Origin of the sequence: Pseudomonas sp. FP2196, assembly GCF_030687715.1 — a bacterium.
Classification (GTDB): Bacteria; Pseudomonadota; Gammaproteobacteria; order Pseudomonadales; family Pseudomonadaceae; genus Aquipseudomonas.
In genome coordinates, this window is record NZ_CP117445.1 from 2,163,291 (window position 1) to 2,184,267 (window position 20,977).

19 protein-coding genes and 1 tRNA gene are annotated in these 20,977 nt (G+C 58.6%); 12 read left to right on the forward strand and 8 right to left on the reverse strand.

Annotated elements, in window-relative coordinates:
- The first annotated feature begins 21 nt into the window (after positions 1 to 21).
- The 5 genes from PSH79_RS09640 to PSH79_RS09660 all read left to right on the forward strand — a co-directional run bounded on the left by PSH79_RS09640 (position 22) and on the right by PSH79_RS09660 (position 6,213).
- The gene (locus tag PSH79_RS09640) at positions 22 to 411 is read left to right on the forward strand and encodes a hypothetical protein (RefSeq protein WP_305442359.1); all 390 of its coding nucleotides are present in this window, start codon (positions 22 to 24) and stop codon (positions 409 to 411) included.
- A gap of 162 nt (positions 412 to 573) precedes the next feature.
- The gene (locus PSH79_RS09645; RefSeq protein ID WP_370872613.1) at positions 574 to 1,725 is read left to right on the forward strand and encodes an EAL domain-containing protein; all 1,152 of its coding nucleotides are present in this window, start codon (positions 574 to 576) and stop codon (positions 1,723 to 1,725) included.
- Positions 1,726 to 1,801: 76 nt separating this feature from the next.
- On the forward strand, positions 1,802 to 2,224 hold the full coding sequence (locus tag PSH79_RS09650) for a chemotaxis protein CheY (RefSeq protein ID WP_305442361.1): 423 nt from the start codon (positions 1,802 to 1,804) through the stop codon (positions 2,222 to 2,224).
- Positions 2,225 to 2,357: 133 nt separating this feature from the next.
- On the forward strand, positions 2,358 to 2,984 hold the full coding sequence (locus tag PSH79_RS09655) for a response regulator transcription factor (protein WP_305442362.1): 627 nt from the start codon (positions 2,358 to 2,360) through the stop codon (positions 2,982 to 2,984).
- A 10-nt stretch (positions 2,985 to 2,994) separates the two neighbouring features.
- A complete protein-coding gene (locus PSH79_RS09660; RefSeq protein ID WP_305442363.1) occupies positions 2,995 to 6,213 on the forward strand; it encodes a transporter substrate-binding domain-containing protein in 3,219 nt (1,072 codons plus the stop codon).
- A gap of 4 nt (positions 6,214 to 6,217) precedes the next feature.
- On the opposite strand, the gene dkgB is transcribed toward PSH79_RS09660, so the two are convergent.
- Positions 6,218 to 7,021, reverse strand: coding sequence for a 2,5-didehydrogluconate reductase DkgB (dkgB, locus tag PSH79_RS09665; RefSeq protein WP_305442364.1), 804 nt, complete (start codon positions 7,019 to 7,021; stop codon positions 6,218 to 6,220).
- 237 nt (positions 7,022 to 7,258) lie between these two features.
- Here dkgB and PSH79_RS09670 point away from each other — a divergent pair, with 237 nt between their 5' ends.
- Positions 7,259 to 8,125 carry a pirin family protein gene (locus PSH79_RS09670; RefSeq protein WP_305442365.1) on the forward strand — a complete coding sequence of 289 codons (867 nt, stop codon included), beginning with the start codon at positions 7,259 to 7,261 and terminating at the stop codon, positions 8,123 to 8,125.
- Between the two features lie 206 nt (positions 8,126 to 8,331).
- Positions 8,332 to 9,774, forward strand: coding sequence for a mechanosensitive ion channel family protein (locus PSH79_RS09675; protein WP_305442366.1), 1,443 nt, complete (start codon positions 8,332 to 8,334; stop codon positions 9,772 to 9,774).
- 11 nt (positions 9,775 to 9,785) lie between these two features.
- Here the strand turns inward: PSH79_RS09675 and PSH79_RS09680 are convergent, their stop codons facing one another.
- On the reverse strand, positions 9,786 to 10,367 hold the full coding sequence (locus PSH79_RS09680; RefSeq protein WP_305442367.1) for a GNAT family N-acetyltransferase: 582 nt from the start codon (positions 10,365 to 10,367) through the stop codon (positions 9,786 to 9,788).
- A 127-nt stretch (positions 10,368 to 10,494) separates the two neighbouring features.
- Here PSH79_RS09680 and xth point away from each other — a divergent pair, with 127 nt between their 5' ends.
- Together xth and PSH79_RS09690 are read left to right on the forward strand one after the other, a co-directional pair.
- On the forward strand, positions 10,495 to 11,289 hold the full coding sequence (gene xth, locus PSH79_RS09685) for an exodeoxyribonuclease III (protein WP_305442368.1): 795 nt from the start codon (positions 10,495 to 10,497) through the stop codon (positions 11,287 to 11,289).
- A 99-nt stretch (positions 11,290 to 11,388) separates the two neighbouring features.
- Positions 11,389 to 12,222: an arylamine N-acetyltransferase gene (locus PSH79_RS09690; RefSeq protein WP_305442369.1), complete on the forward strand. Its 834-nt coding sequence runs from the start codon at positions 11,389 to 11,391 to the stop codon at positions 12,220 to 12,222.
- Positions 12,223 to 12,225: 3 nt separating this feature from the next.
- Here PSH79_RS09690 and PSH79_RS09695 read toward each other — a convergent pair whose 3' ends face one another.
- Together PSH79_RS09695 and PSH79_RS09700 are read right to left on the reverse strand one after the other, a co-directional pair.
- Positions 12,226 to 12,558, reverse strand: a complete 333-nt coding sequence (locus PSH79_RS09695) for a BrnA antitoxin family protein (protein WP_100845471.1) — start codon at positions 12,556 to 12,558, stop codon at positions 12,226 to 12,228.
- Positions 12,559 to 12,561: 3 nt separating this feature from the next.
- Positions 12,562 to 12,846, reverse strand: a complete 285-nt coding sequence (locus PSH79_RS09700; RefSeq protein WP_305443902.1) for a BrnT family toxin — start codon at positions 12,844 to 12,846, stop codon at positions 12,562 to 12,564.
- A gap of 255 nt (positions 12,847 to 13,101) precedes the next feature.
- Here PSH79_RS09700 and PSH79_RS09705 point away from each other — a divergent pair, with 255 nt between their 5' ends.
- Positions 13,102 to 14,625 carry a nucleobase:cation symporter-2 family protein gene (locus PSH79_RS09705; protein WP_305442370.1) on the forward strand — a complete coding sequence of 508 codons (1,524 nt, stop codon included), beginning with the start codon at positions 13,102 to 13,104 and terminating at the stop codon, positions 14,623 to 14,625.
- Positions 14,626 to 14,854: 229 nt separating this feature from the next.
- Here the strand turns inward: PSH79_RS09705 and PSH79_RS09710 are convergent.
- A tRNA-Asn gene (locus PSH79_RS09710) sits at positions 14,855 to 14,930 on the reverse strand.
- Positions 14,931 to 15,158: 228 nt separating this feature from the next.
- Here PSH79_RS09710 and PSH79_RS09715 point away from each other — a divergent pair.
- Positions 15,159 to 15,389, forward strand: a complete 231-nt coding sequence (locus tag PSH79_RS09715; protein WP_180698902.1) for a hypothetical protein — start codon at positions 15,159 to 15,161, stop codon at positions 15,387 to 15,389.
- Here the strand turns inward: PSH79_RS09715 and PSH79_RS09720 are convergent.
- Positions 15,386 to 15,586 (reverse strand): hypothetical protein, encoded by a 201-nt coding sequence (locus PSH79_RS09720; protein WP_305442371.1) that lies wholly within the window; start codon positions 15,584 to 15,586, stop codon positions 15,386 to 15,388. The genes PSH79_RS09715 and PSH79_RS09720 overlap by 4 nt on opposite strands.
- 222 nt (positions 15,587 to 15,808) lie before the next feature.
- Positions 15,809 to 17,005, reverse strand: a complete 1,197-nt coding sequence (locus tag PSH79_RS09725; protein WP_305442372.1) for an amino acid aminotransferase — start codon at positions 17,003 to 17,005, stop codon at positions 15,809 to 15,811.
- Positions 17,006 to 17,341: 336 nt separating this feature from the next.
- On the opposite strand from PSH79_RS09725, the gene uvrB reads away from it, so the two are divergent.
- Positions 17,342 to 19,357: an excinuclease ABC subunit UvrB gene (uvrB, locus tag PSH79_RS09730; protein WP_008083013.1), complete on the forward strand. Its 2,016-nt coding sequence runs from the start codon at positions 17,342 to 17,344 to the stop codon at positions 19,355 to 19,357.
- Between the two features lie 114 nt (positions 19,358 to 19,471).
- Here the strand turns inward: uvrB and PSH79_RS09735 are convergent, their stop codons facing one another.
- Positions 19,472 to 20,962, reverse strand: a complete 1,491-nt coding sequence (locus tag PSH79_RS09735) for an MDR family MFS transporter (RefSeq protein ID WP_305443904.1) — start codon at positions 20,960 to 20,962, stop codon at positions 19,472 to 19,474.
- Positions 20,963 to 20,977: the final 15 nt, after the last annotated feature.

A 20,977-nucleotide genomic window follows, 5' to 3' on the forward strand; every position in this document is an offset into this window, starting at 1 on the left:
TCACGCCATTGTTGAAACCTCATGCCCTATAAATGCTGGCGAATCCTGATCGCCGAAGACCAGCCGTATCGGCGTAGCAGAATCGAGAAGTCTCTCAAGGAACTGGGTTGCCGCAGGCTCACAGCCGCGCACTCCTTTCGGGAGTTGCTGGGCTTGACTCATTACTCGCACGACCCTTTCGAAGGCTTTGAATTGATGATCATCAACGGCGAACTGTTAGCGGTGACGGGGATTGATCCGGTGCGATTCTTCCTCCGCAACCCCCATATCCGCCACGGAGTGATCCATGACGCACGCCGAGGGCAGCTGAAGGCAGAGACGATTTATGCCAGCCAGCAACGTCAATTGAACCTGATTCGGACGCCCGACCGGCAGTCCCTGGACGCCGTGCTGGTGTCTCTTAGTGCTTAGGAAATTCCCTACACATTTTGGGAGTTTTCCTAGGGTGTTTAATCCTCTGATTCCTGAAAATTATCTTGCCCCTCAAGAGATGAGTCGATCGCCATGCCTACTTTGCCGCTCCGTGTCCTGGTTTTAGAAGATCATACTTTCCAGCGTTCCGTCGCGGTGAGCATGCTCCAGGCACTGGGATGCCAAGAGGTGTTCGAGGCCAGTGACGGCGCTCAGGCACTGGCGGTGCTGGAGACCGTCGGGCAGGTGGATATTGCCTTGTGCGACTTGCAAATGGAGGGCATGGACGGTCTGGAGTTTTTGCAGCGAGTGGGCGCGTCGGGGCAGGTCAAGTCGGTCATCATCAGCAGCTCGTTGTCGGCGGATCTGCGTCGGGCGGTGCATCAAATGGTGACGCTGCTCGGACTCGAGCTGTTGGGCGATGTGGGCAAACCGCTGCATGCGCAGGTGTTGCACGATTTGTTGAAAAAGGCCCTTGCCAGACCGGTCAGCCAGCAGTCACCGATCAGCGCAAGCACACTGGCGAGCGAAGAAGCGGTGCGCGAGGCATTGGCTGAGCGGCAGTTACAGTCCTGGTATCAACCAAAATTCAATCTGCAGACCGGTGAGGTCTGTGGTGTGGAAGTCCTGTGTCGCTGGCAGCACCCGACGCAGGGGATCATTTCTCCTGCGGTGTTCATGCCTGTGCTGGAGCGCTGCGGCTTGCTCGACGAGTTGCTGTTTTGCCAAGTAGATGAGGTGCTGACGTTGCAGCGCAACGCAAAGGCGCAAGGCTTCGTGTTGAACATGGCGCTCAATCTCCACGCCTCTCAACTCGCCAACAGCGATTTGACGGCAACCATCAGGGGGCTATTGGCCAGTCATGCCGCCCCCGGCTCCGGCCTGACCTTCGAACTGACCGAAAGCGGTTTGCTCGAAGCGCCTGCCACCAGTCTGGAAAGCCTGGTGCGTCTGCGCATGATGGGCTGCCGCTTGTCGATCGACGACTTCGGCGCCGGGTTCTCTTCGCTGCAACGCCTGTGTCAGTTGCCGTTCAACGAGATCAAACTCGACGCTGACTTCATTCGCAACCTTGAGCGCGAACCCCGTTGTCGTGCGGCGATCGCCAGTACTCTGGCGCTTGGCGAAACCCTCGGCATGACAGTGGTGATCGAAGGCATCGAGACCGATGCGCAGCGTCATGAGTTATTGGCGTTGGGCTGTATGCAGGGGCAGGGCTACTGGTATGCAAGACCGATGGCCGGAAGCGATTTGTTGCACTGGCTGCACCAACGCAGTCATCGGCAGTTCTCGGATGAATCACCAGGTTTTTAGGAATAGTCCTACATCAGCTGTCGTAGCGCTTGCGTAGTCTTGCCGCACCCAAAACTTGACCACCAGGAGATTGAGCATGATCAACAAAGCCCTGCGTATCCTGATCGCCGACCCCCAGCATTTTCACCGGATGAAAATCGAACGCCTGTTCAACGGCCTCGACTACTACCGCGTTGCCCCGGTACAAAGTCTTGTCGAGCTGCTGACGCTGGTGGACTACGGCTGTGAACCGTTCGATGTGGTGGTCATCAACGCAGAACTGGCGGCAGGCTCACTGGATCTGCCGGAGTTCTTCCTCGATAACCCGCAGGTGCATCATGCGCTGATTTACAACGAACCCTCGGCGCCGCTGCAAGTGGTTTCAGGCTTCGCCCAGGAAAACGTGCAGATCAGTCATGCGGCGTTGCCCAATGCGCAGGCGATCAGGCACTTGATGTCGATCGTCGACGTTCCCCAGTTGCAGCAGCAACAGCCCGTGCAGCGCCGGGCTTACGCATAGAAAAACGTTTATCGCAACTGTCAGACCTGACAGGTGCTTCATTTGCCGTTCCGTGTAACAGTCTCTGCGCAGCCACTGAATCTGGATCAGCCCATACCGGCGGTCATCGTTAACTACTGCACCGGGAGTGCTCATGAAGTCAGCGCTGATCGTCGACGATCATCCAGTGGTGCGCGCTGCCATTCGCATCGTGCTGCAAGCCGAAGGATTCAAGGCAATCTACGAAGCCTCCAATGGTAATGAGGTGCTGGCGTTGATCCGCGAGCACAAACCCCGTCTGGTGATACTCGACCTGCATTTGCCGGCACTTGATGGGCTGGATGTGCTGGTGCGGATAAGGGCCAACGACCTAGATTGCCGAGTCCTTGTGTTCAGTTCCCATGACCCATTGTTTTATCAGGAACGCTGTTTGCGCGCCGGGGCAATGGGCTACGTGACCAAAACCAATCAGTTGCAACAACTGCATAAGGCCATTCAAGCGGTGATGTCGGGTTACACCTATTTTTGCGCGCTGCCGGATAACGTCAGCGTGTTGAATGCAGTGCAGTCCACGGAAAAACAGATGATCGATCAACTCTCTGATCGTGAGCTGAGCATTTTCGTACAACTGGGGCAGGGCAAGGCCAACAAGGCGATTGCCGAGGACATGCACCTTAGCCACAAGACCATCAGTACCTACAAGACCCGGTTGATGAAGAAACTCGGGGTGAGTTCAGCGGTGCACTTGCGCGACTTCGCCAAGCGCAATCATTTGATCTGAGCGAGCAAACATGAGCCTTGCAGGGCGGGTGTGCTGGCTGTGGCTGAGCGTTGTGGCCACCTGCGGGGCAACAGATGCGCCGCAAGTGCTGCAAGTGCTGACCCGCGCCGGGCCGGAGGATATTCAGGTTCGCCTGGACGAACCGGACCGCCAATGGTTGCGTCAACACGCAGTGTTGCGCATGGGCATTTCCGGGCCGGATTACCCACCGTTCGAAATCACCCGCAATCATCATGAACTGGAAGGGCTCACGGCCGACTACGCTGATCTGCTCGCCCAGTTGCTCGGTCTCCGGATCGAAGTCCGGCGCTTTGCCGACCGGGATGCAGTGATGGCTGCGCTTAAACGCGGCGAGCTAGATCTGCTGGGCACGTCCAACAGTTTTGAGTTGGCCGACCCGGCACTCATCCTGTCCCGTGCCTATGCCGAGGATCAGCCGATGCTGGTGAGCCGCCTCGACGAAACCTTGCCGGTGGACCTGGCAGGCAAACGCGTCGCCATGGTCGAGGACTATCTGCCGCTGGCGAGTGTGCAGGCGTTCTACCCCGAGGCGAGCGTGCAACGTTACTCTTCGGCGATGGATGCGCTCGGCGCAGTGGCGTTCGGCACTGATGATGTTTATCTGGGCGACTTCATCAGTGCCAATTACTTGATCAACACCAATTATCGCAACGACCTGCAATTGGCCGGGCCGTCAGGGCTGGATGCCAATCCGTTCGGCTTTGCGTTGTTGCGCAGCGATGTGCGCCTCAAACGCATCATCGACAAGGCGTTGCTGGCCATTCCCATGGAGCGTCGACAACGTATCGAGCAGCGCTGGAGTGCCGGTGTTGCCGATATGGCCGGACAGTCCCGGGTGCAACTCAGTGCCGCCGAGTTGCAATGGCTGGATCAACATCCTGTGGTGCGGGTCGGCGGCATTGGAGATTTCGCGCCACTGACTTTTTTTGATGCCGATGGCCGCTTCAGCGGGCTTTCGGCGCAACTGCTGAACTTGATCAGCCAGCGCAGCGGGCTGAACTTCGAGATCGTGCGCGGGGTTTCGCTGGATCGTCAGATCGAGCAACTGAAGGCGGGTGAACTGGACGTGCTGCCGGTGGTGACGCCCAGCAGCGAACGTGAAACCGAACTGCAATTCACCCGGGCCTACCTGAACAATCCGTTTGTGCTGGTCAGTGCATTAACGGCGCAGAGTCCGCGCAATCTGGATGATCTGGAGGGGAAACGCTTGGCGATTTATCGCGGCCATCCGTTGCGTGGTTACCTGCAGGAGCGCGTACCTCGATTGCGCTTCATCGAAGTCAAGAGCCCCGCCGAAGGTATGGCGTTGGTCGCCATGGGGCAGGCTGATGCCGCTGTGAGTTCGTTGGTGGTGGCTCGTTACCTGCTTGCCCGGCATTACCGCGAGCGTCTGCGCATCGCCAGCACGGTCGGCGATCAACCGGCCCGCATCGCACTGGCCACAGCGCCGCAGGCGCTCATGCTGCATTCGATCCTGAACAAGGCACTGCTGAGCATTGCCCCGCAACAGATGGACGAACTGGTTGAGCGCTGGAGCCATGATGTGGTGCTGGAGGACAGCTACTGGCTGCGTCATCGTCGCGAGATTTTCTTTGGCTTCGCCGGTGCGGCGGGCTTGCTGGTGCTGGCGCTGGGGTGGATCGGTTTTCAGCGTCGGCAGATCCGCCAGCGGCAGCAATGGTTGCAGCAATTGCAGCAAGCCAAAGAGACGGCGGACGACGCCAATCGCGCCAAGACCACGTTTCTGGCGACCATGAGCCATGAAATCCGCACACCGATGAACGCGCTGATCGGCATGCTTGAGCTGGCCTTGAAACGCGCTGAGGAGGGTGTGACCGATCGCCTGGCGATTCAGGTGGCGTCCAACGCCGGGCAACAACTGCTCGCCCTGATCGGCGACATTCTCGACATCGCGCGTATTGAAACCGGGCATTTGTCGCTGGCGCCCGAACGGGCCAACCTGCGGGAACTGGTGGTATCGGTCTGCCGGGTATTCGAGGGGCTGGCGCGGCAGAAACGCTTGCTGTGGCACATCGAACTCGATGCACACAGCGACGTCGATGTATTGATTGATCCGACGCGCTTCAAGCAGGTGCTGTCGAATCTGCTGAGCAACGCGATCAAGTTCACCGAAAACGGCGAAGTGAGTCTGCGCCTTGGTGTGACGCCCTTGTCGGCCGAGCGACTGGCCGTGAAAGTGGTTATCGAAGACAGCGGGATCGGCATCAGTGCGCAGGATCGGCAACGGCTGTTCAGTCCGTTCGTGCAGGCGAGCAATCACGCGCAATCGGCGCGCAGCGGTTCCGGACTGGGCCTGGTGATCAGTCGCAGTCTGTGCGAAATGATGGGCGGCGCGGTGCGCCTCGACAGTGAGCCTGGTCGCGGGACGCAAGTTACAGTCAGTCTTGAGTTGCCTCTCTTGGACGCGCTCCTACAAAAGCCTGCCACCGCTGAAACGTCGGCTGCGACTGCGTGCTCACTGAGCGTTCTGGTGGTGGACGATCATCCGGTCAACCGTTTGTTGCTGTGCTGGCAGTTGAGTGAGCTCGGGCATCGTACGGTCGACACCGAGGACGGCCATGCAGGGCTGGAGCGTTGGCGTGCACAGCTGTTCGATGTGGTGATCACCGACTGCAACATGCCGCGACGCAATGGCTATGAACTGGCACGAACCATCCGTGACGAAGAGGTCGCGAGCGGCCGGCCACCCTGCCTGATCCTCGGGTTTACCGCCAATGCGCAGATCGAGGAGAAACGTCGCTGCCTCGACGCCGGCATGGATGAATGTCTGTTCAAACCGATTCGCCTGCATGATCTGCAGCAGGCATTGAATGGCGCGAGCCCCTGCGAGAGTGATGTCGACTCGAATGAGCAGATTACTCTGACAGAAATCGACCTGAGTACGCTAGAGCAGATGGCCGGCAATGATCAATCGATGATCGAGCGCCTGCGCGAAGAAGTGCTGAACAACCTGCATCTCGATCTGCAACGACTGGACGATCTGGGGCATGAGCATGACCGTGGAGGGCTGCGCGAGCTGGCTCATCACATCAAGGGGGGGGCGCAGATGGTCGGTGCCGCGCGCGTGGTTTCGGCATGCGCAGACCTTGAAAAGGCTTGCCGCGAGGCCGAAGCCGTCGCGGTGATCATGGCACTCAATCAATTGCGCGAGGCCATGCAAAGCCTCGCGCGACGTCTTCGAGACTGAGCCTTCAATCCCAGATGGGCGCAATGCCTTTAGGGCTGGTCAGACGATGGCCGCGATCCAGCGTGGCGATTTGCGCCATGTCGGCTTCGCTCAGCGTCAGTGCCGTGGCACCGAGGTTGCTTTGCAGGTTGGCGCGTTTGGTCGACGACGGGATCACCGCGTAGCCCGATTGCACGGCCCAGGCGAGGGTGACTTGCGCCGGGGTGGCGTGCAGACGTTCGGCAATCTGCTGGATCAGCGGATCCTTCAGCACCTCGCCGTAAGCCAGGGTCATGTACGAAGTGATCTGGATGCCCTGACTCTGGGCGAACTCGACCACTTTGCGATTTTGCAGGTAAGGATGCAGCTCGATCTGGTTGGTCGCGATGTTGTCGGCGCCGACCGTAGCAATCGCCTGTTTCATCAGGTCGATGGTGAAGTTGGAAATGCCGATCTGCCGGGTCAGGCCCAGGCGTTTGGCTTCCAGCAACGCGCCCATGAACTCTTCGACCGGCACTTGATCTTCCGGCGACGGCCAGTGAATCAATGTCAGGTCGAGGTAGTCGGTTTGTAGTTTCTCCAGACTTTCCTTGAGGCTGTCGATCAAGCGGTCCTTGCCGAAGTTGGCGACCCAGATTTTGCTGGTAATGAACAGTTCTTCGCGAGGGATACCACTGGCGGCGATCGCCGCGCCGACATCGGCTTCGTTTTCGTAGATCTGTGCGGTATCGATGACCCGGTAGCCGAGCTCAAGGGCGGTGCTCACCGAATCGATGACCACCTGGCCTTGCAGGCGAAACGTACCAAGACCGAAAGCGGGGACAGACATTGAGGACTCCAGCGTTGCAGTGGGAATGGGCAGAAGTATCCGCGTCTGCATCCGTGAGAAAAACCGTTGGTGGGGCAAAGCACTGTTGACCGTTAGTCACGAATCTTCTGTAGCGTCTCATACCAACGTTCATTGTTCTCCATATAGAACGATGAGGCTGATTTTTGCCGTCTAGTGCATTAATCATCATGGATTTAAGATCAATCCATTGCGTCACTCATCAATTTGGAGCTCTCCATGAAAAACATCATCGGTATCTACACCAGCCCGCGTGGGCATTGGGTCGGCGATGGTTTCCCGGTGCGCACACTGTTTTCCTACGACAACCTGGGCAAACACATCAGCCCGTTCCTTTTGCTCGATCACGCCGGGCCTGCCGAATTCACCCCGACCACTGAACGGCGCGGTGTGGGTCAGCATCCACACCGGGGTTTTGAAACCGTCACGATTGTCTATGACGGCGAAGTGCAGCACCGTGATTCCACGGGCAGTGGCGGCACCATCGGCCCGGGCGATGTGCAGTGGATGACCGCGGCTTCGGGAATCCTGCACGAAGAGTTTCATTCGGAAAACTTCGCCAGAACCGGCGGCAAACTGGAAATGGTCCAGTTGTGGGTCAACCTTCCAGCGAAGGACAAAATGGCCGCGCCGGGTTATCAGACGATTCTCGACAGCGATATCCCGAGCATTGCACTCAAGGACGACGCCGGCAGCTTGCGTCTGATCGCCGGTGAGTTCGACGGTCACATGGGGCCCTCGCGCACCTTCACACCGATTGATGTGTGGGATCTGCGCCTGAACGCCGGCAAGTTGCTGACACTGGATCTGCATGAAGGTCGCAATACTGCGCTGGTGGTGTTGAAAGGGACGGTGCAGATCAACGGTGACGAAGTCGCGCGTGAAGGGCAGTTGGCACTGTTCGAGCGCGATGGCCAGCAACTGACCCTCGAAGCGAACCAGGATGCGGTGGTGCTGCTGCTCAGCGGTGAACCCATTGACGAACCGATCGTTGGCCACGGCCCGTTCGTGATGAACACCGAGCAGGAAATCCACCAGGCCTTCGCCGACTTCCAGTCCGGTCGGTTTGGCCGGATGCATGCCTGACACTAACCGCTGTAGGAGCTGCAGCAGGCTGCGATCCTTTGATCTTGACCTTTAAAAATCAACGTCAAAAGATCGCGGCCTGCGGCAGCTCCTGCATTGGGTTTTGTGGCGTTTTTTGGCGGGTGTTCGTTCTCTGAAATCAATTGCTCCTACACTTGCCCAATCTGTGCGATCTTCTCGCGATTGGCCCCCGTCGGAGTTGTTTGATGCTGTCTCTGCTGAGCGAACACCCGTTGTTTTGCGCGTTTGCCCTGATCCTGCTGGATCTCGGCCTGTGGCGTCTGATCAGTTCCCGTGGCAGTGAGTGGAAACTGTTGGTGCGGGTGCTGATTTTTACCTTGTTCAGCATTCTGCTGTTCAACGAAGGCCTCAACCCGATGGAGCCCGCGCCATGGGCCGATAATGTGCCGCTGCATCTGGCGGCGACCGGTTTGCAGATTGGTTGGTGGCTGTTCGGCGCACGCACCCTGACGGTGTTGATCGGCGCAGTGATGATGCAGCGGGTCGGCCACACCGGGCGGCTGCTGCAGGATTTGCTGGGTGCGGTGATTTTCCTGATCGCAATCATTGCGGCGCTGGCCTACGTGCTGGATCTGCCGGTCAAAGGCGTGCTGGCGACCTCCGGCGCTTTGGCGATCATCGTCGGTCTGGCCTTGCAGAGCACATTGAGCGACGTGTTTTCCGGGATCGTCCTCAACACCACCAAACCCTATCAACTGGATGACTGGATCTCCATCGATGGCACGGAAGGCCGGGTCACCGATATCGACTGGCGCGCCACACGCCTGCAAACCAGTCAGGGCAGCATGGCGGTGATTCCCAATTCGCTGGCGGCCAAGGCCAAGATCATCAACTTCAGTCGGCCGAGCAACATGTTCGGCGTCTCGGTCAGCGTGCAGGTCAGCCCGCATGCGCGACCCAATTCGGTGATTGATGCGCTGGAGCGGGCGATGCAAGGCTGCCGGCAATTACTGGAAACGCCGGCGCCGAGTGTGGCGTTGAAAAGTTCTGGTGGCAGCGGTGCGGAATACGAGATCAGTGGTTTCGTCGCGTCGATGGGCGAAAAGCGTGTGGTACGCAATCAGCTGTTCGATCTGGCATATCGGCACTTGCAGGCATCCGGGGTCAATCTGCTGTCGAGCGTCGAACCTGTCGTCGCGGGCAATCTCTCGCGGCCACGGGCATTGCTCGACAGCTCGCCGATTTTCTCGACCTTGCGTCAGGAAGAGAAAGACACCTTCAGCCAGAACATGGCCCTGCAAACCTTCCGCGCCGGCGAGCAGATTCTGGGGGCAGGGGAGGTCAGCGATCACCTGTTCATCATTGAGTCCGGCGTGGTCACGGTGACTCTGACGCGCCATGGCACACCGTTCGAGTCCGGACGCATGGGGCCGGGTGAAGTGATTGGCGAGGCTGGGATTCTTTCCGATTCGTCGGTGCCCGCCGCATTCACCGCAAAGACATTCTGTGGCTTGTACCGCATCGAAAAGACTTATCTGAAACCGTGCCTGGATGCCCGTCACGATATCAGCGATGCGATGAAAACCTTGCTTGATTACCGCCTGCACAAAGCTCAGGCCCTGACTCAGGACGAGCCGGTGGTCGTGCCGAAGAAAGGCTTTTTGCAGTGGCTGCGCAATCGCGCCTGAGTGATCCTGCGTTACTCGTAGCTGGCGAGTTTCTGTTCCAGGTGCAAGCGCACTTGCGGCCACTCGTCGTCGATGATGCTGAAGCGCACCGAGTTGCGCTTGCGCCCGTCCGGCATGATCCGTTCGTGGCGCACGATGCCTTCCTGCTGCGCCCCTAGGCGCAGGATCGCGTGGCGTGATTTCTGGTTGTTCTCGTCGGTGGTGAACTGCACGCGCACGCAGTTCAGCACTTCGAAGGCGTGACGCAGCATCAGGTACTTGGCTTCAGTGTTGACGAAGGACTTCTGCCAGCTCGCCGAGATCCAGCTGCTGCCGATTTCCAGTTTGCGGTTGAGCGGGTCGATCTTCCAGAAACGGGTAGAACCGATCACTTCACCGCTGTCCTTCAGCACGATGACAAACGGCATCACCGTCCCGGCCTCACGGCCATCAATGGCTTTTTTCAGGTAACTGTCGACGGTGCTTGCCGAGGGTACGACGGTGACGGTCAGGTTCCACAACTCGCCGTCGGCGGCAGCGTGGAGCAGGGCAGCGGCGTCGCTGTAATGAAGCGGGCGCAGGACAATGCGCGGGCCTTCGAGCATGGTTTGCATGGGATTCGGGTCTCGGCAGTGCGGGCGAGTGACGAACGCCTATTACGCCGTAGCGAGACGATCCGATGCAACCAGTGCAGTGGCCGCAGGGTCACTATTTTTATCCCTACCGGCAGGAGCCTGGACGATGAAAAACCTGCGGATCGCCACCTTCAACGTCAACGGCCTGCGCGCACGTTTGCCCAACCTGCTTGATTGGCTCCAGCGCGAGCAACCGGATATTGTTTGCCTGCAAGAGCTGAAATCGCTCGATAGCGCGTTTCCCGCCGCCGAACTGGAAGCAGCCGGTTATGGCGCAATCTGGCAGGGCCAGGCCGCCTGGAACGGCGTGGCGATTCTCGCCCGCGATGCACAACCGCTGGAAAGCCGCCGAGGCTTGCCGGGCGATCCCGAAGACAAGCACAGTCGGTATCTGGAAGCCGCGGTGCATGGCGTGTTGGTTGGTTGCCTTTACTTGCCCAACGGCAACCCGCAACCGGGACCGAAGTTCGATTACAAACTGGCCTGGTTCGAGCGGCTGATCAGTTACGCGAAGGATCTGCAAAGCAGCGATCACCCCGTGGTGCTGGCCGGCGACTACAACGTCGTGCCCACGGACATGGACATCTACAACACCCGCTCATGGCTCAAGGATGCGTTGCTGCAGCCCGAGAGTCGCGAGTGTTACCAGCGCTTGCTTGACCAGGGCTGGACCGATTCGCTGCGGCATCTCTACCCGGATGATCGCCTCTACACCTTCTGGGATTATTTTCGCAACCACTGGCAAACCAACTCGGGTTTACGCATCGACCATCTGCTGCTCAACCCGGCGCTGAGTAGTTATCTGCACGAGGCCGGTGTAGACGCCTGGGTGCGTAACGAACCGCACGCCAGCGACCATGCGCCGACGTGGATTCGCATCGGTTCACGCAAGAAGCGCTAGAGGCGATTGGTGAAATCAATTGTCGAAATCAGTGCCTGATCCCGTATACATGGCGACCATCAACGCAGTGACCTGCGGCCCATGCATAAGGACTGAGCAATGAGCGAGCCACGCCTGACGTATTTGAAGCTGTACCTGCAACGCCTGGGTTTCAATGCACCGCCGGCGCCGGCGCCGACGCTGGAAACCCTGCGTCAGCTGCAGTTGCGTCACACCGGTGTCTTTCCTTTCGAAAACCTGGCGACGATTACGGGGGCGCCGGTGCTGATCGATTTGCCCTCGATTGAACAGAAAGTCCTGCACGATGGCCGTGGCGGTTACTGCTACGAGCTCAATAATCTGTTTTTTAACCTGCTGCTAGAGCTGGGTTTCGACGCTCGCGCGATCAGTGGGCGGGTAGTCATGAATCAGCCCGAAGGCACCTGGACCGCGCGCACCCATCGCCTGACGCTGGTGACCCTGGACGGCGTGCGCTACATCACGGATGTCGGCTTCGGCGGCATGGTGCCGACCGCACCGTTGATCCTCGACACCGAAGACGACCAGGTCACCCCGCACGAGCCTTATCGCATCGAAAAACAGGCTGATGGCTACATGCTGCGCGCCAACGTTGCCGGGGAATGGCGGTCGATGTACCTGTTTGATCTGCAACGCCAGGAAGACATCGATTTCACCATCGGCAACTGGTACGTCTCGACTCATCCCGAGTCACCGTTCGCCAACCGGCTCATGGTTGCGCGCACGGGTGATGGCTGGCGCAAGACGTTGAACAATGGCAGTTTCGCGATCCATCGCATGGGCGCAGACAGCGAAAGGCGCGAAGTGACCGACGTTGCTCAACTGATTGAGTTGCTGGAACAGGAGTTCGATCTGCACTTGCCCGAGCAGCCCCAAGTGCGCGATGCCCTGGCGCGGACGATTGCGCCAGCCTGACGGCTAAGGCTTCGCCTCCGGTTCCAGTACCCGACGAATTTCCCCAACCGCTGCCGACAGTTTTTTCTCAAGACTCTTGAGGTCGGCGGCGGTAATACCTTTCTTGAACTGCCCTCCGTGGTCAGACTCGGTCTGGCCCTGACTCTCTGCGCCATTGAGCAAGGCATGGCGAAGGGTGTTATTGATCACCGTCTGATAACCAAACCCTTCGTTTTCCGCCACGGTGCGCGCGGCCTCGATAACCGCATCGTCGAGCATGATGGTGATGCGGGTTTTGCCCTTGGTGGACACCACTGCACCACGTTTGCCCTGAGAGAAGTCGTATTCGTCTTTCATCGGTCAAGCCTCCAGAAAATACTCGCAACGTTCGCTCGGTGTGGCGACACGCGCAGAAATGATTCGTATGACATTCGCTTCGCGGTAACTGTACGCAACCACCAGTAAACGTCCTTTGGCGTCGAGGCCGAGAGTGATCCAGCGTTGTTCCTCACGGTCGTTGTCTTCAATCGTCAGCGCTCGTTCGTCGTGAAAAACCGCTTCGGTCTCGGCGAGGCTCGCGCCTCTGTGCTTGAGTTTGTTGGCTGCGTTCTTGCTTTTGTCGTACTGAATGTCGAATGACTCAATTATGCATACTTTATATGTATAAAAAAGAGCGCGACCACGCCGTCGGTCGCCGTGAACACTTCAGCCTAGTGGGAGAAAAAGCCGGGGAAGTAGCACATGTGTTGCCGGATTTGTGGGGCATGCAAGCAGCGGGATAGAAGGTTGGGTGGCTACCTATCCATTATGTGACTGACAAGTTGTATACAACTCTATGGACATTTGTCACGAGTATTGAATACAGTGTGCGCATAACAAAAACCAGGGAACCCCCCAACCATGAAAACGCCCCATGTTTCACACCAACGGCCCGAGGACGAAAATCTCGGGGTCGGCGCGAATATGGCTTACGGCCTGCAACATGTTCTGACCATGTATGGCGGTATCGTCGCGGTGCCTCTGATCATCGGCCAGGCGGCCGGGCTGTCGCCGGCAGACATTGGTTTGTTGATTGCTGCTTCATTGTTTGCGGGGGGGCTGGCGACACTGCTGCAAACCCTGGGTCTACCGTTTTTTGGCTGTCAATTGCCGCTGGTGCAGGGTGTGTCGTTCTCCGGCGTTGCGACCATGGTGGCGATCGTCAGCAGTGGCGGGGAGGGCGGTTTCCAGTCAGTGCTTGGCGCGGTGATAGCGGCCTCGCTGATCGGGTTGTTGATTACCCCGGTGTTTTCGCGAATTACCAAGTTCTTCCCGCCCCTGGTGACCGGCATCGTCATCACCACCATCGGTCTGACGCTGATGCCGGTGGCCGCACGCTGGGCCATGGGCGGCAACAGCCATGCGCCGGACTTCGGCAGCATGCAGAACATCGGCCTGGCGGCGGTTACGCTGGTGTTGGTGTTGCTGCTGAGCAAGGTCGGCAGCTCGACCATCTCGCGTCTGTCGATCCTGTTGGCCATGGTGATCGGTACGGTGCTGGCGGTGTTCCTTGGCATGGCGGATTTCTCCAGCGTCACGACCGGCCCGATGTTTGGCTTCCCGACGCCGTTTCACTTCGGCATGCCGACGTTCCACTTCGCCGCGATCCTGTCGATGTGCATCGTGGTCATGGTGACGCTGGTGGAAACCTCGGCGGACATTTTGGCCGTCGGTGAAATCATCGGCACCAAGGTTGACTCAAAACGGCTGGGCAATGGTCTGCGTGCGGACATGCTGTCGAGTATGTTTGCGCCGATCTTCGGTTCGTTCACCCAAAGTGCCTTTGCCCAGAACGTTGGGTTAGTGGCGGTGACCGGAATCAAAAGTCGCTTTGTAGTCGCCACCGGCGGTCTGTTCCTGGTGATTCTCGGCCTGCTGCCGTTCATGGGCCGGGTGATCGCGGCGGTGCCGACTTCGGTGCTCGGTGGTGCCGGTATCGTGCTGTTCGGCACGGTGGCAGCGAGCGGTATTCGGACCCTTTCCAAGGTTGATTACCGCAACAACGTCAACCTGATCATCGTTGCCACCTCGATCGGTTTCGGCATGATCCCGATTGCCGCACCGAATTTTTACGATCACTTCCCGAGCTGGTTCGCGACCATTTTCCATTCGGGCATCAGCTCGTCGGCGATCATGGCGATTTTGCTCAACCTGGCGTTCAACCACTTTACCGCCGGCAACTCGGATCAGCAGTCGGTGTTTGCCGCGGCGGAGGAGCGGACCCTGCGTTATCGTGATCTGGCGGCGCTGCGTGAAGGCGATTACTTCAGCGACGGCAAGCTGCATGACTGCGATGGCAAGGAAGTGCCGGTCATCGAGCCGGATGATCACGATCATGGGCACGGTGCGCCGAAGGTGCAGGTGAAAAGCAGTGAGCATGTCTGACGGCTGCCTCTGAATAGAAAAGGGCCGATCTGTTTTTTACAGATCGGCCCTTTTTCATTCCGAGATCAAAAGATCGCAGCCTTCGGCAGCTCCTACACAGATCTCATACTCCGCCGATTCTGCGGATGAACGCTGAACTTCTAGGAGCTGCCGAAGGCTGCGATCTTTTGATCTTTTCGAGCGCCCACAAAAAAGCCCCTGAATCTTTCGATTCAGGGGCTTTGCTATTTGGCTCCACAACCTGGACTCGAACCAGGGACCCAATGATTAACAGTCATTTGCTCTACCAACTGAGCTATTGCGGAATTGGTGCGTATGTTACTGATTCAAAAAGAGAAGTCAAGCATCGGTTGTCAAAATAGTTGTTTCTTCGGGACGGACGGTGGTTTGTCAGCGATTGGCGGTTACCAGAACCGCGCCGGAGGTCTACCATGGCCGCCCGGAAGTGGTAACACGCGCTGCCGGCCATTCGCCGAAAAGGTACGGGCCATGAATCACCCAGCCATCCAATCTCGTAACAGCGGGGTGCTCGCATGAGCATCGCTCAGATCAGCCTGCCCAAAGGGGTTGGCCCGCACGCCGAAAAACTTTTCGACGCAATCACTCAGGCCAGTACCGCTGAAGAATTGAACCGCGCTGGCGGCAAGGCCGAAGGGTTTGTCCTGGGCCTTGAAAGCACCAAGGCGATCAAAAGCCAGATCGCCGAATCGCTGTACGTCGCCTATGACGATGCCGCCACCCAGCGCGCGAGCGAATTGGCTTAACTGCCGAAAGTAATGGTGCCGAGCATCAGTTTGGCGTAAGCCGCGGTCGCCGCCAGTTGCACCAGCCACAGGGCCAGTCCGCCGATAAATACGCCGGTGGCGACTTGCAGAACCAGGCTTTTTTCGCGTTTGGCCGAGGCGCGGGGGATGAAGTCATCCAGGTCGTCACGGTCGGCACGCAGATTGTCGTTTTTCATATCTGATCTCACGAGATTCACTGATGTATACAAAACCCTGTAGGAGTGAGCCTGCTCGCGATAGAGGTGTGTCAGACAGTGATGCTTCGGCTGACAGGACGATCGCGAGCTGGCTCGCTCCTACAGTTTTGATTTGTGTGCAGTCTAGAGGGTGTGGGGCGTCTTTCGGGACAAATAAAAACGGGAAGCCCAAGGCTTCCCGTTTTTCATCACTCTGCGAAATCAGATGACCTGAACAATCGCATCCGTCACAGCCTTGATATTGCTCTGGTTCAGCGCAGCCACGCAGATGCGGCCGGTGTCCAGGGCGTAGATGCCGAACTCGTTGCGCAGGCGGTGAACCTGTTCGGTGGTCAGGCCGGAGTAGGAGAACATGCCGCGCTGACGGCCTACGAAGCTGAAGTCACGCTGTGGAGCTTTCTCTGCCAGCATGGCGACCATTTGCTCGCGCATGCCGCGAATGCGCAGACGCATTTCCGCCAGTTCGGCTTCCCACTGGGCGCGCAGTTCCGGGCTGTTCAGTACGGCAGCCACGATGCTTGCGCCGTGGGTCGGCGGGTTGGAGTAGTTGGTGCGGATCACGCGTTTGACTTGCGACAGCACGCGCGCGCTTTCTTCTTTCGATTCGCTGATGATCGACAGGGCGCCAACGCGCTCGCCGTACAGCGAGAACGATTTGGAGAACGAGCTCGACACGAAGAAGGTCAGGTCGGACTCAGCAAACAGACGCACGGCGGCGGCGTCTTCGTCGATGCCATCACCGAAACCCTGGTAAGCCATGTCGAGGAACGGTACGTGCCCCTTGGCCTTGACCACTTGCAGCACGTTGTTCCAGTCCGCCGGGCTCAGGTCGACGCCGGTCGGGTTGTGGCAGCAAGCGTGCAGGACAACGATCGAGCCGTTCGGCAGGGCGTTGAGGTCGTCGAGCAGGCCTGCACGGTTCACATCGTGGGTGGCGGCGTCGTAGTAGCGGTAGTTCTGCACCGGGAAACCGGCGGTTTCGAACAGCGCGCGGTGGTTTTCCCAGCTCGGGTCGCTGATCGCCACGACAGCGTTCGGCAGCAGTTGTTTGAGGAAGTCGGCACCGATTTTCAGTGCGCCGGTCCCGCCGACGGCCTGAGTGGTGATGACGCGACCGGCGCTGATCAGCGGTGAGTCATTGCCGAACAGCAGCTTTTGCACGGCCTGGTCGTAGGCCGCGATGCCATCGATCGGCAGGTAACCGCGCGAAGCGTGTTGAGCAGCACGAACGGTTTCGGCCTCGATCACGGCGCGCAGAAGTGGAATTCGCCCCTCTTCGTTGCAGTAAACACCTACACCCAGGTTGACCTTGGTGGTCCGGGTATCGGCGTTGAATGCTTCGTTGAGGCCCAGGATTGGATCGCGGGGTGCCATTTCGACAGCGGAGAACAGGCTCATTATTACGGCGGCTCTGAATGGAGAGTGGAGGGACGTGTCGCGCTCCAGCCGGATGCACTAGAGCGGTGCACAAACGGGGAGCTAGTATAGAGGCCATCACCGAGCAATGGCGACAGGCGAATCGGCTTTTAGGGCAAGTTTTTCCGATTATTTCTCGACCGTTAGTCGATTGGTCGTGTCAGAGTCTTTACCGGATGTAGGACGTTTACCTTGAAAGCTGAGGCAATCGACACCACATTGAGCACAATCCAGGTTTTTCTTGCGCGACATCGGTCGTTTGCGGTCGTCCCCGTGGTGTTCCGCTTTGCTCGGAACGCCGCGATCCCAGAGGTGTGTATGTCCGAATTCCAGCTAGTCACCCGCTTCGAGCCCGCCGGCGATCAGCCGGAAGCTATTCGCCAATTGGTGGAGGGCATCGAAGCCGGGCTGGCGCACCAGACGCTGCTCGGTGTGACCGGCTCGGGCAAGACCTTCAGCATCGCCAATGTCATCTCGCAGATACAGCGCCCGACACTGGTGCTGGCGCCAAACAAGACCCTCGCCGCGCAACTCTACGGTGAGTTCAAGGCGTTCTTCCCGAACAACGCCGTCGAATACTTCGTTTCGTACTACGACTACTACCAGCCTGAAGCCTATGTGCCGTCGTCCGACACCTTCATCGAGAAGGATGCGTCGATCAACGACCACATCGAACAGATGCGTCTTTCCGCGACCAAAGCGCTACTGGAACGCAAGGACGCGATCATCGTCACCACGGTGTCGTGCATCTACGGTCTCGGTAGCCCGGAAACCTATTTGAAGATGGTGCTGCACGTCGATCGCGGCGACAAACTCGATCAGCGCGCGTTGCTGCGGCGTCTGGCCGACCTGCAATACACCCGTAATGACATGGATTTTGCCCGTGCCACGTTCCGAGTGCGTGGCGATGTGATCGATATCTACCCGGCGGAATCCGATCTGGAAGCGATCCGCATCGAGCTATTTGATGACGAAGTCGAAAGCATTTCCGCGTTTGATCCGCTGACCGGCGAAGTCATCCGCAAGATGCCGCGTTTCACTTTCTATCCCAAGAGTCACTACGTGACGCCCCGCGAGACCCTGCTCGACGCCATCGAACACATCAAAGTCGAATTGCAGGAGCGCCTCGAGTACCTGCGCAGCAACAACAAACTGGTAGAAGCCCAGCGTCTGGAGCAGCGCACCCGTTTCGATCTGGAAATGATTCTCGAACTGGGCTATTGCAACGGCATCGAAAACTACTCGCGCTACCTGTCCGGGCGGCCGGCCGGCGCGGCGCCGCCGACCCTCTATGATTATTTGCCGGCCGACGCTTTGCTAGTGATCGACGAATCCCACGTCAGCGTGCCGCAGGTCGGTGCGATGTATAAGGGCGACCGTTCGCGTAAAGAGACCCTGGTCGAATACGGCTTCCGCCTGCCCTCGGCGCTGGATAACCGGCCGATGCGTTTTGACGAGTGGGAAGGGGTGAGCCCGCAGACGATTTTCGTCTCGGCCACGCCAGGTAACTACGAGGCCGAGCACGCCGGGCGTGTGGTCGAGCAATTGGTGCGTCCGACCGGTCTGGTCGATCCGCAGATCGAAGTGCGTCCGGCGCTGACTCAGGTCGATGATTTGCTCTCGGAAATCTCCAAACGCGTGGCCATCGAGGAGCGGGTGCTGGTCACCACGTTGACCAAGCGCATGGCCGAAGACCTCACCGATTACCTCGCCGATCACGGCGTGCGCGTGCGTTATCTGCACTCGGACATCGACACGGTCGAGCGCGTAGAGATCATCCGCGACCTGCGTCTGGGTACCTTCGATGTGCTGGTCGGGATCAACCTGTTGCGCGAAGGTCTGGACATGCCGGAAGTGTCGTTGGTGGCGATTCTCGATGCCGACAAGGAAGGCTTCCTGCGTTCCGAGCGCTCGCTGATCCAGACCATCGGCCGTGCCGCGCGTAACCTCAATGGCCGCGCGATTCTGTATGCCGATCGCATGACCGGTTCAATGGAGCGGGCGATTGGCGAGACCGAGCGCCGCCGTGACAAGCAGATCGCCTTCAACCTGGAAAACGGCATCACCCCGAAAGGTGTGTTCAAGGACGTCGCCGACATCATGGAAGGCGCTACGGTGCCGGGCTCGCGCAGCAAGAAACGCAAAGGCATGGCCAAGGCTGCCGAGGAAAACGCCAAGTACGAAGCCGAACTGCGCTCCCCGAGCGAGATCACCAAGCGTATTCGTGCGCTGGAAGAGAAGATGTATCAGTTGGCGCGGGATCTGGAGTTTGAAGCGGCGGCGCAGATGCGTGATGAGATTGCCAAGTTGCGCGAGCGACTTCTCGCTGTTTGATTTTTATTGCCTGACCGGGCCTCATCGCGAGCAGGCTCGCTCCCACCTTGGATCTGTGTCGTTTACAAATCCCCTGTGGGAGCGAGCCTGCTCGCGAATGGCGGCAACACGGTCTTAATGAGACTCCCCGCCCTTCAGCCCCTGCGGCAATTTCTTGGTCAACAAAATCGCCAGCATACTGATCCCCAGCGCAATCCCGACAAAGTGAAACGCATCGTTGTAGGCCATGATCGCCGCCTGCTGATGCACGATCTCACTCATCTTGCCCAGCGCCGCCGTATCACTGCCAAACCGATCGGTCATCGACGCCAGCCGCTCGGCCACTTGCGGATTGGTCGGCACCACGGCCTCGCGCAAATAATCGAAGTAAGTCTTGGTCCGCGCATCCAGCAGTGTCGCGAGTAGGGCGATGCCGATGGCGCCGCCAAGGTTGCGCAGGATGTTGAACAAGCTCGACGCCGACCCCGCGTCCTGCGGCAGGATGTAAGCCGTGGCAATCAGCGAGATGGTCACCATGATCAGCGGCTGACCCAGCGCCCGAATGATCTGGATCTGATTGAACTGCGGCCCGGCAAAGTCCGGGTTGAGCACCCCTGATGAAAAACTCGCCAGACCAAACAGGCCGAATCCCAAAGTACACAGCCACTTCGGCGAGATGAACTTCATCAGCTTCGGCACCAGCGGAATCAGAAACAGCTGCGGCACGCCCATCCACATGATTACTTCGCCGATCTGCAGGGCGTTGTAGTTCTGAATCTGCGCCAGATACAGGGGTAGCAGATAAATCGATCCGTACAAACCCACACCCATGCCAAGGCTGGAAATGCTCGACAGGCCAAAATTGCGATTGCGCAGAATGCCGAGGTTGATCAGCGGATTGGGTTTGGAAATCTGCACGATGACGAAGGTGATCAGGCTCAGGAGGGCGATGCTGCCCAGGGTCACGATCAGGCTCGACTCGAGCCAGTCCTTGCGATGGCCTTCTTCCAGAAACACCTGCAAGCATCCAAGGCCGACGCCCAAAGTGAGGATGCCGGTGTAGTCGGTGCTCTTGAGCAGCTCCCAATGCGCTTCCTTTTTCTCCAGCCCGTACATCAGTCCGGCGATCATGATCAGTCCCGGCGGAATGTTGATATAGAAGATGTATTCCCAACCCCAGTTTTCCGTAAGCCAGCCGCCCAGCGTCGGTCCGATGGACGGAGCGAAGGTCGCGGTCATGGCAAACATCGCCATGCCTTTGGCGCGGTGGTGCTCGGGGAGTTTGATCAGGGTCAGGGTGAACGCCAGCGGAATCAGCGCGCCGCCGGTGAAGCCCTGCATGGCGCGAAAGACGATCATGCTCTCCAGGCTCCAGGCCATCGAGCACAACAGCGAAGACACCAGAAACCCCAGCGACACCCACACCGCCAGGCGCCGTGCCGAGAGCAGCTGCACCAGCCACGCGGTCAGCGGAATCATGATGATTTCCGCCACCAGATACGAAGTGGAAATCCACGAGCCTTCTTCCAGCGTCGCCGACAGTGCGCCCTGAATGTCCTTGAGCGAAGAGTTGGTGATCTGGATGTCGAGCACCGCCATAAAGGCGCCGAGCATCACGCTCATCACCGCGATCCAGTCCCG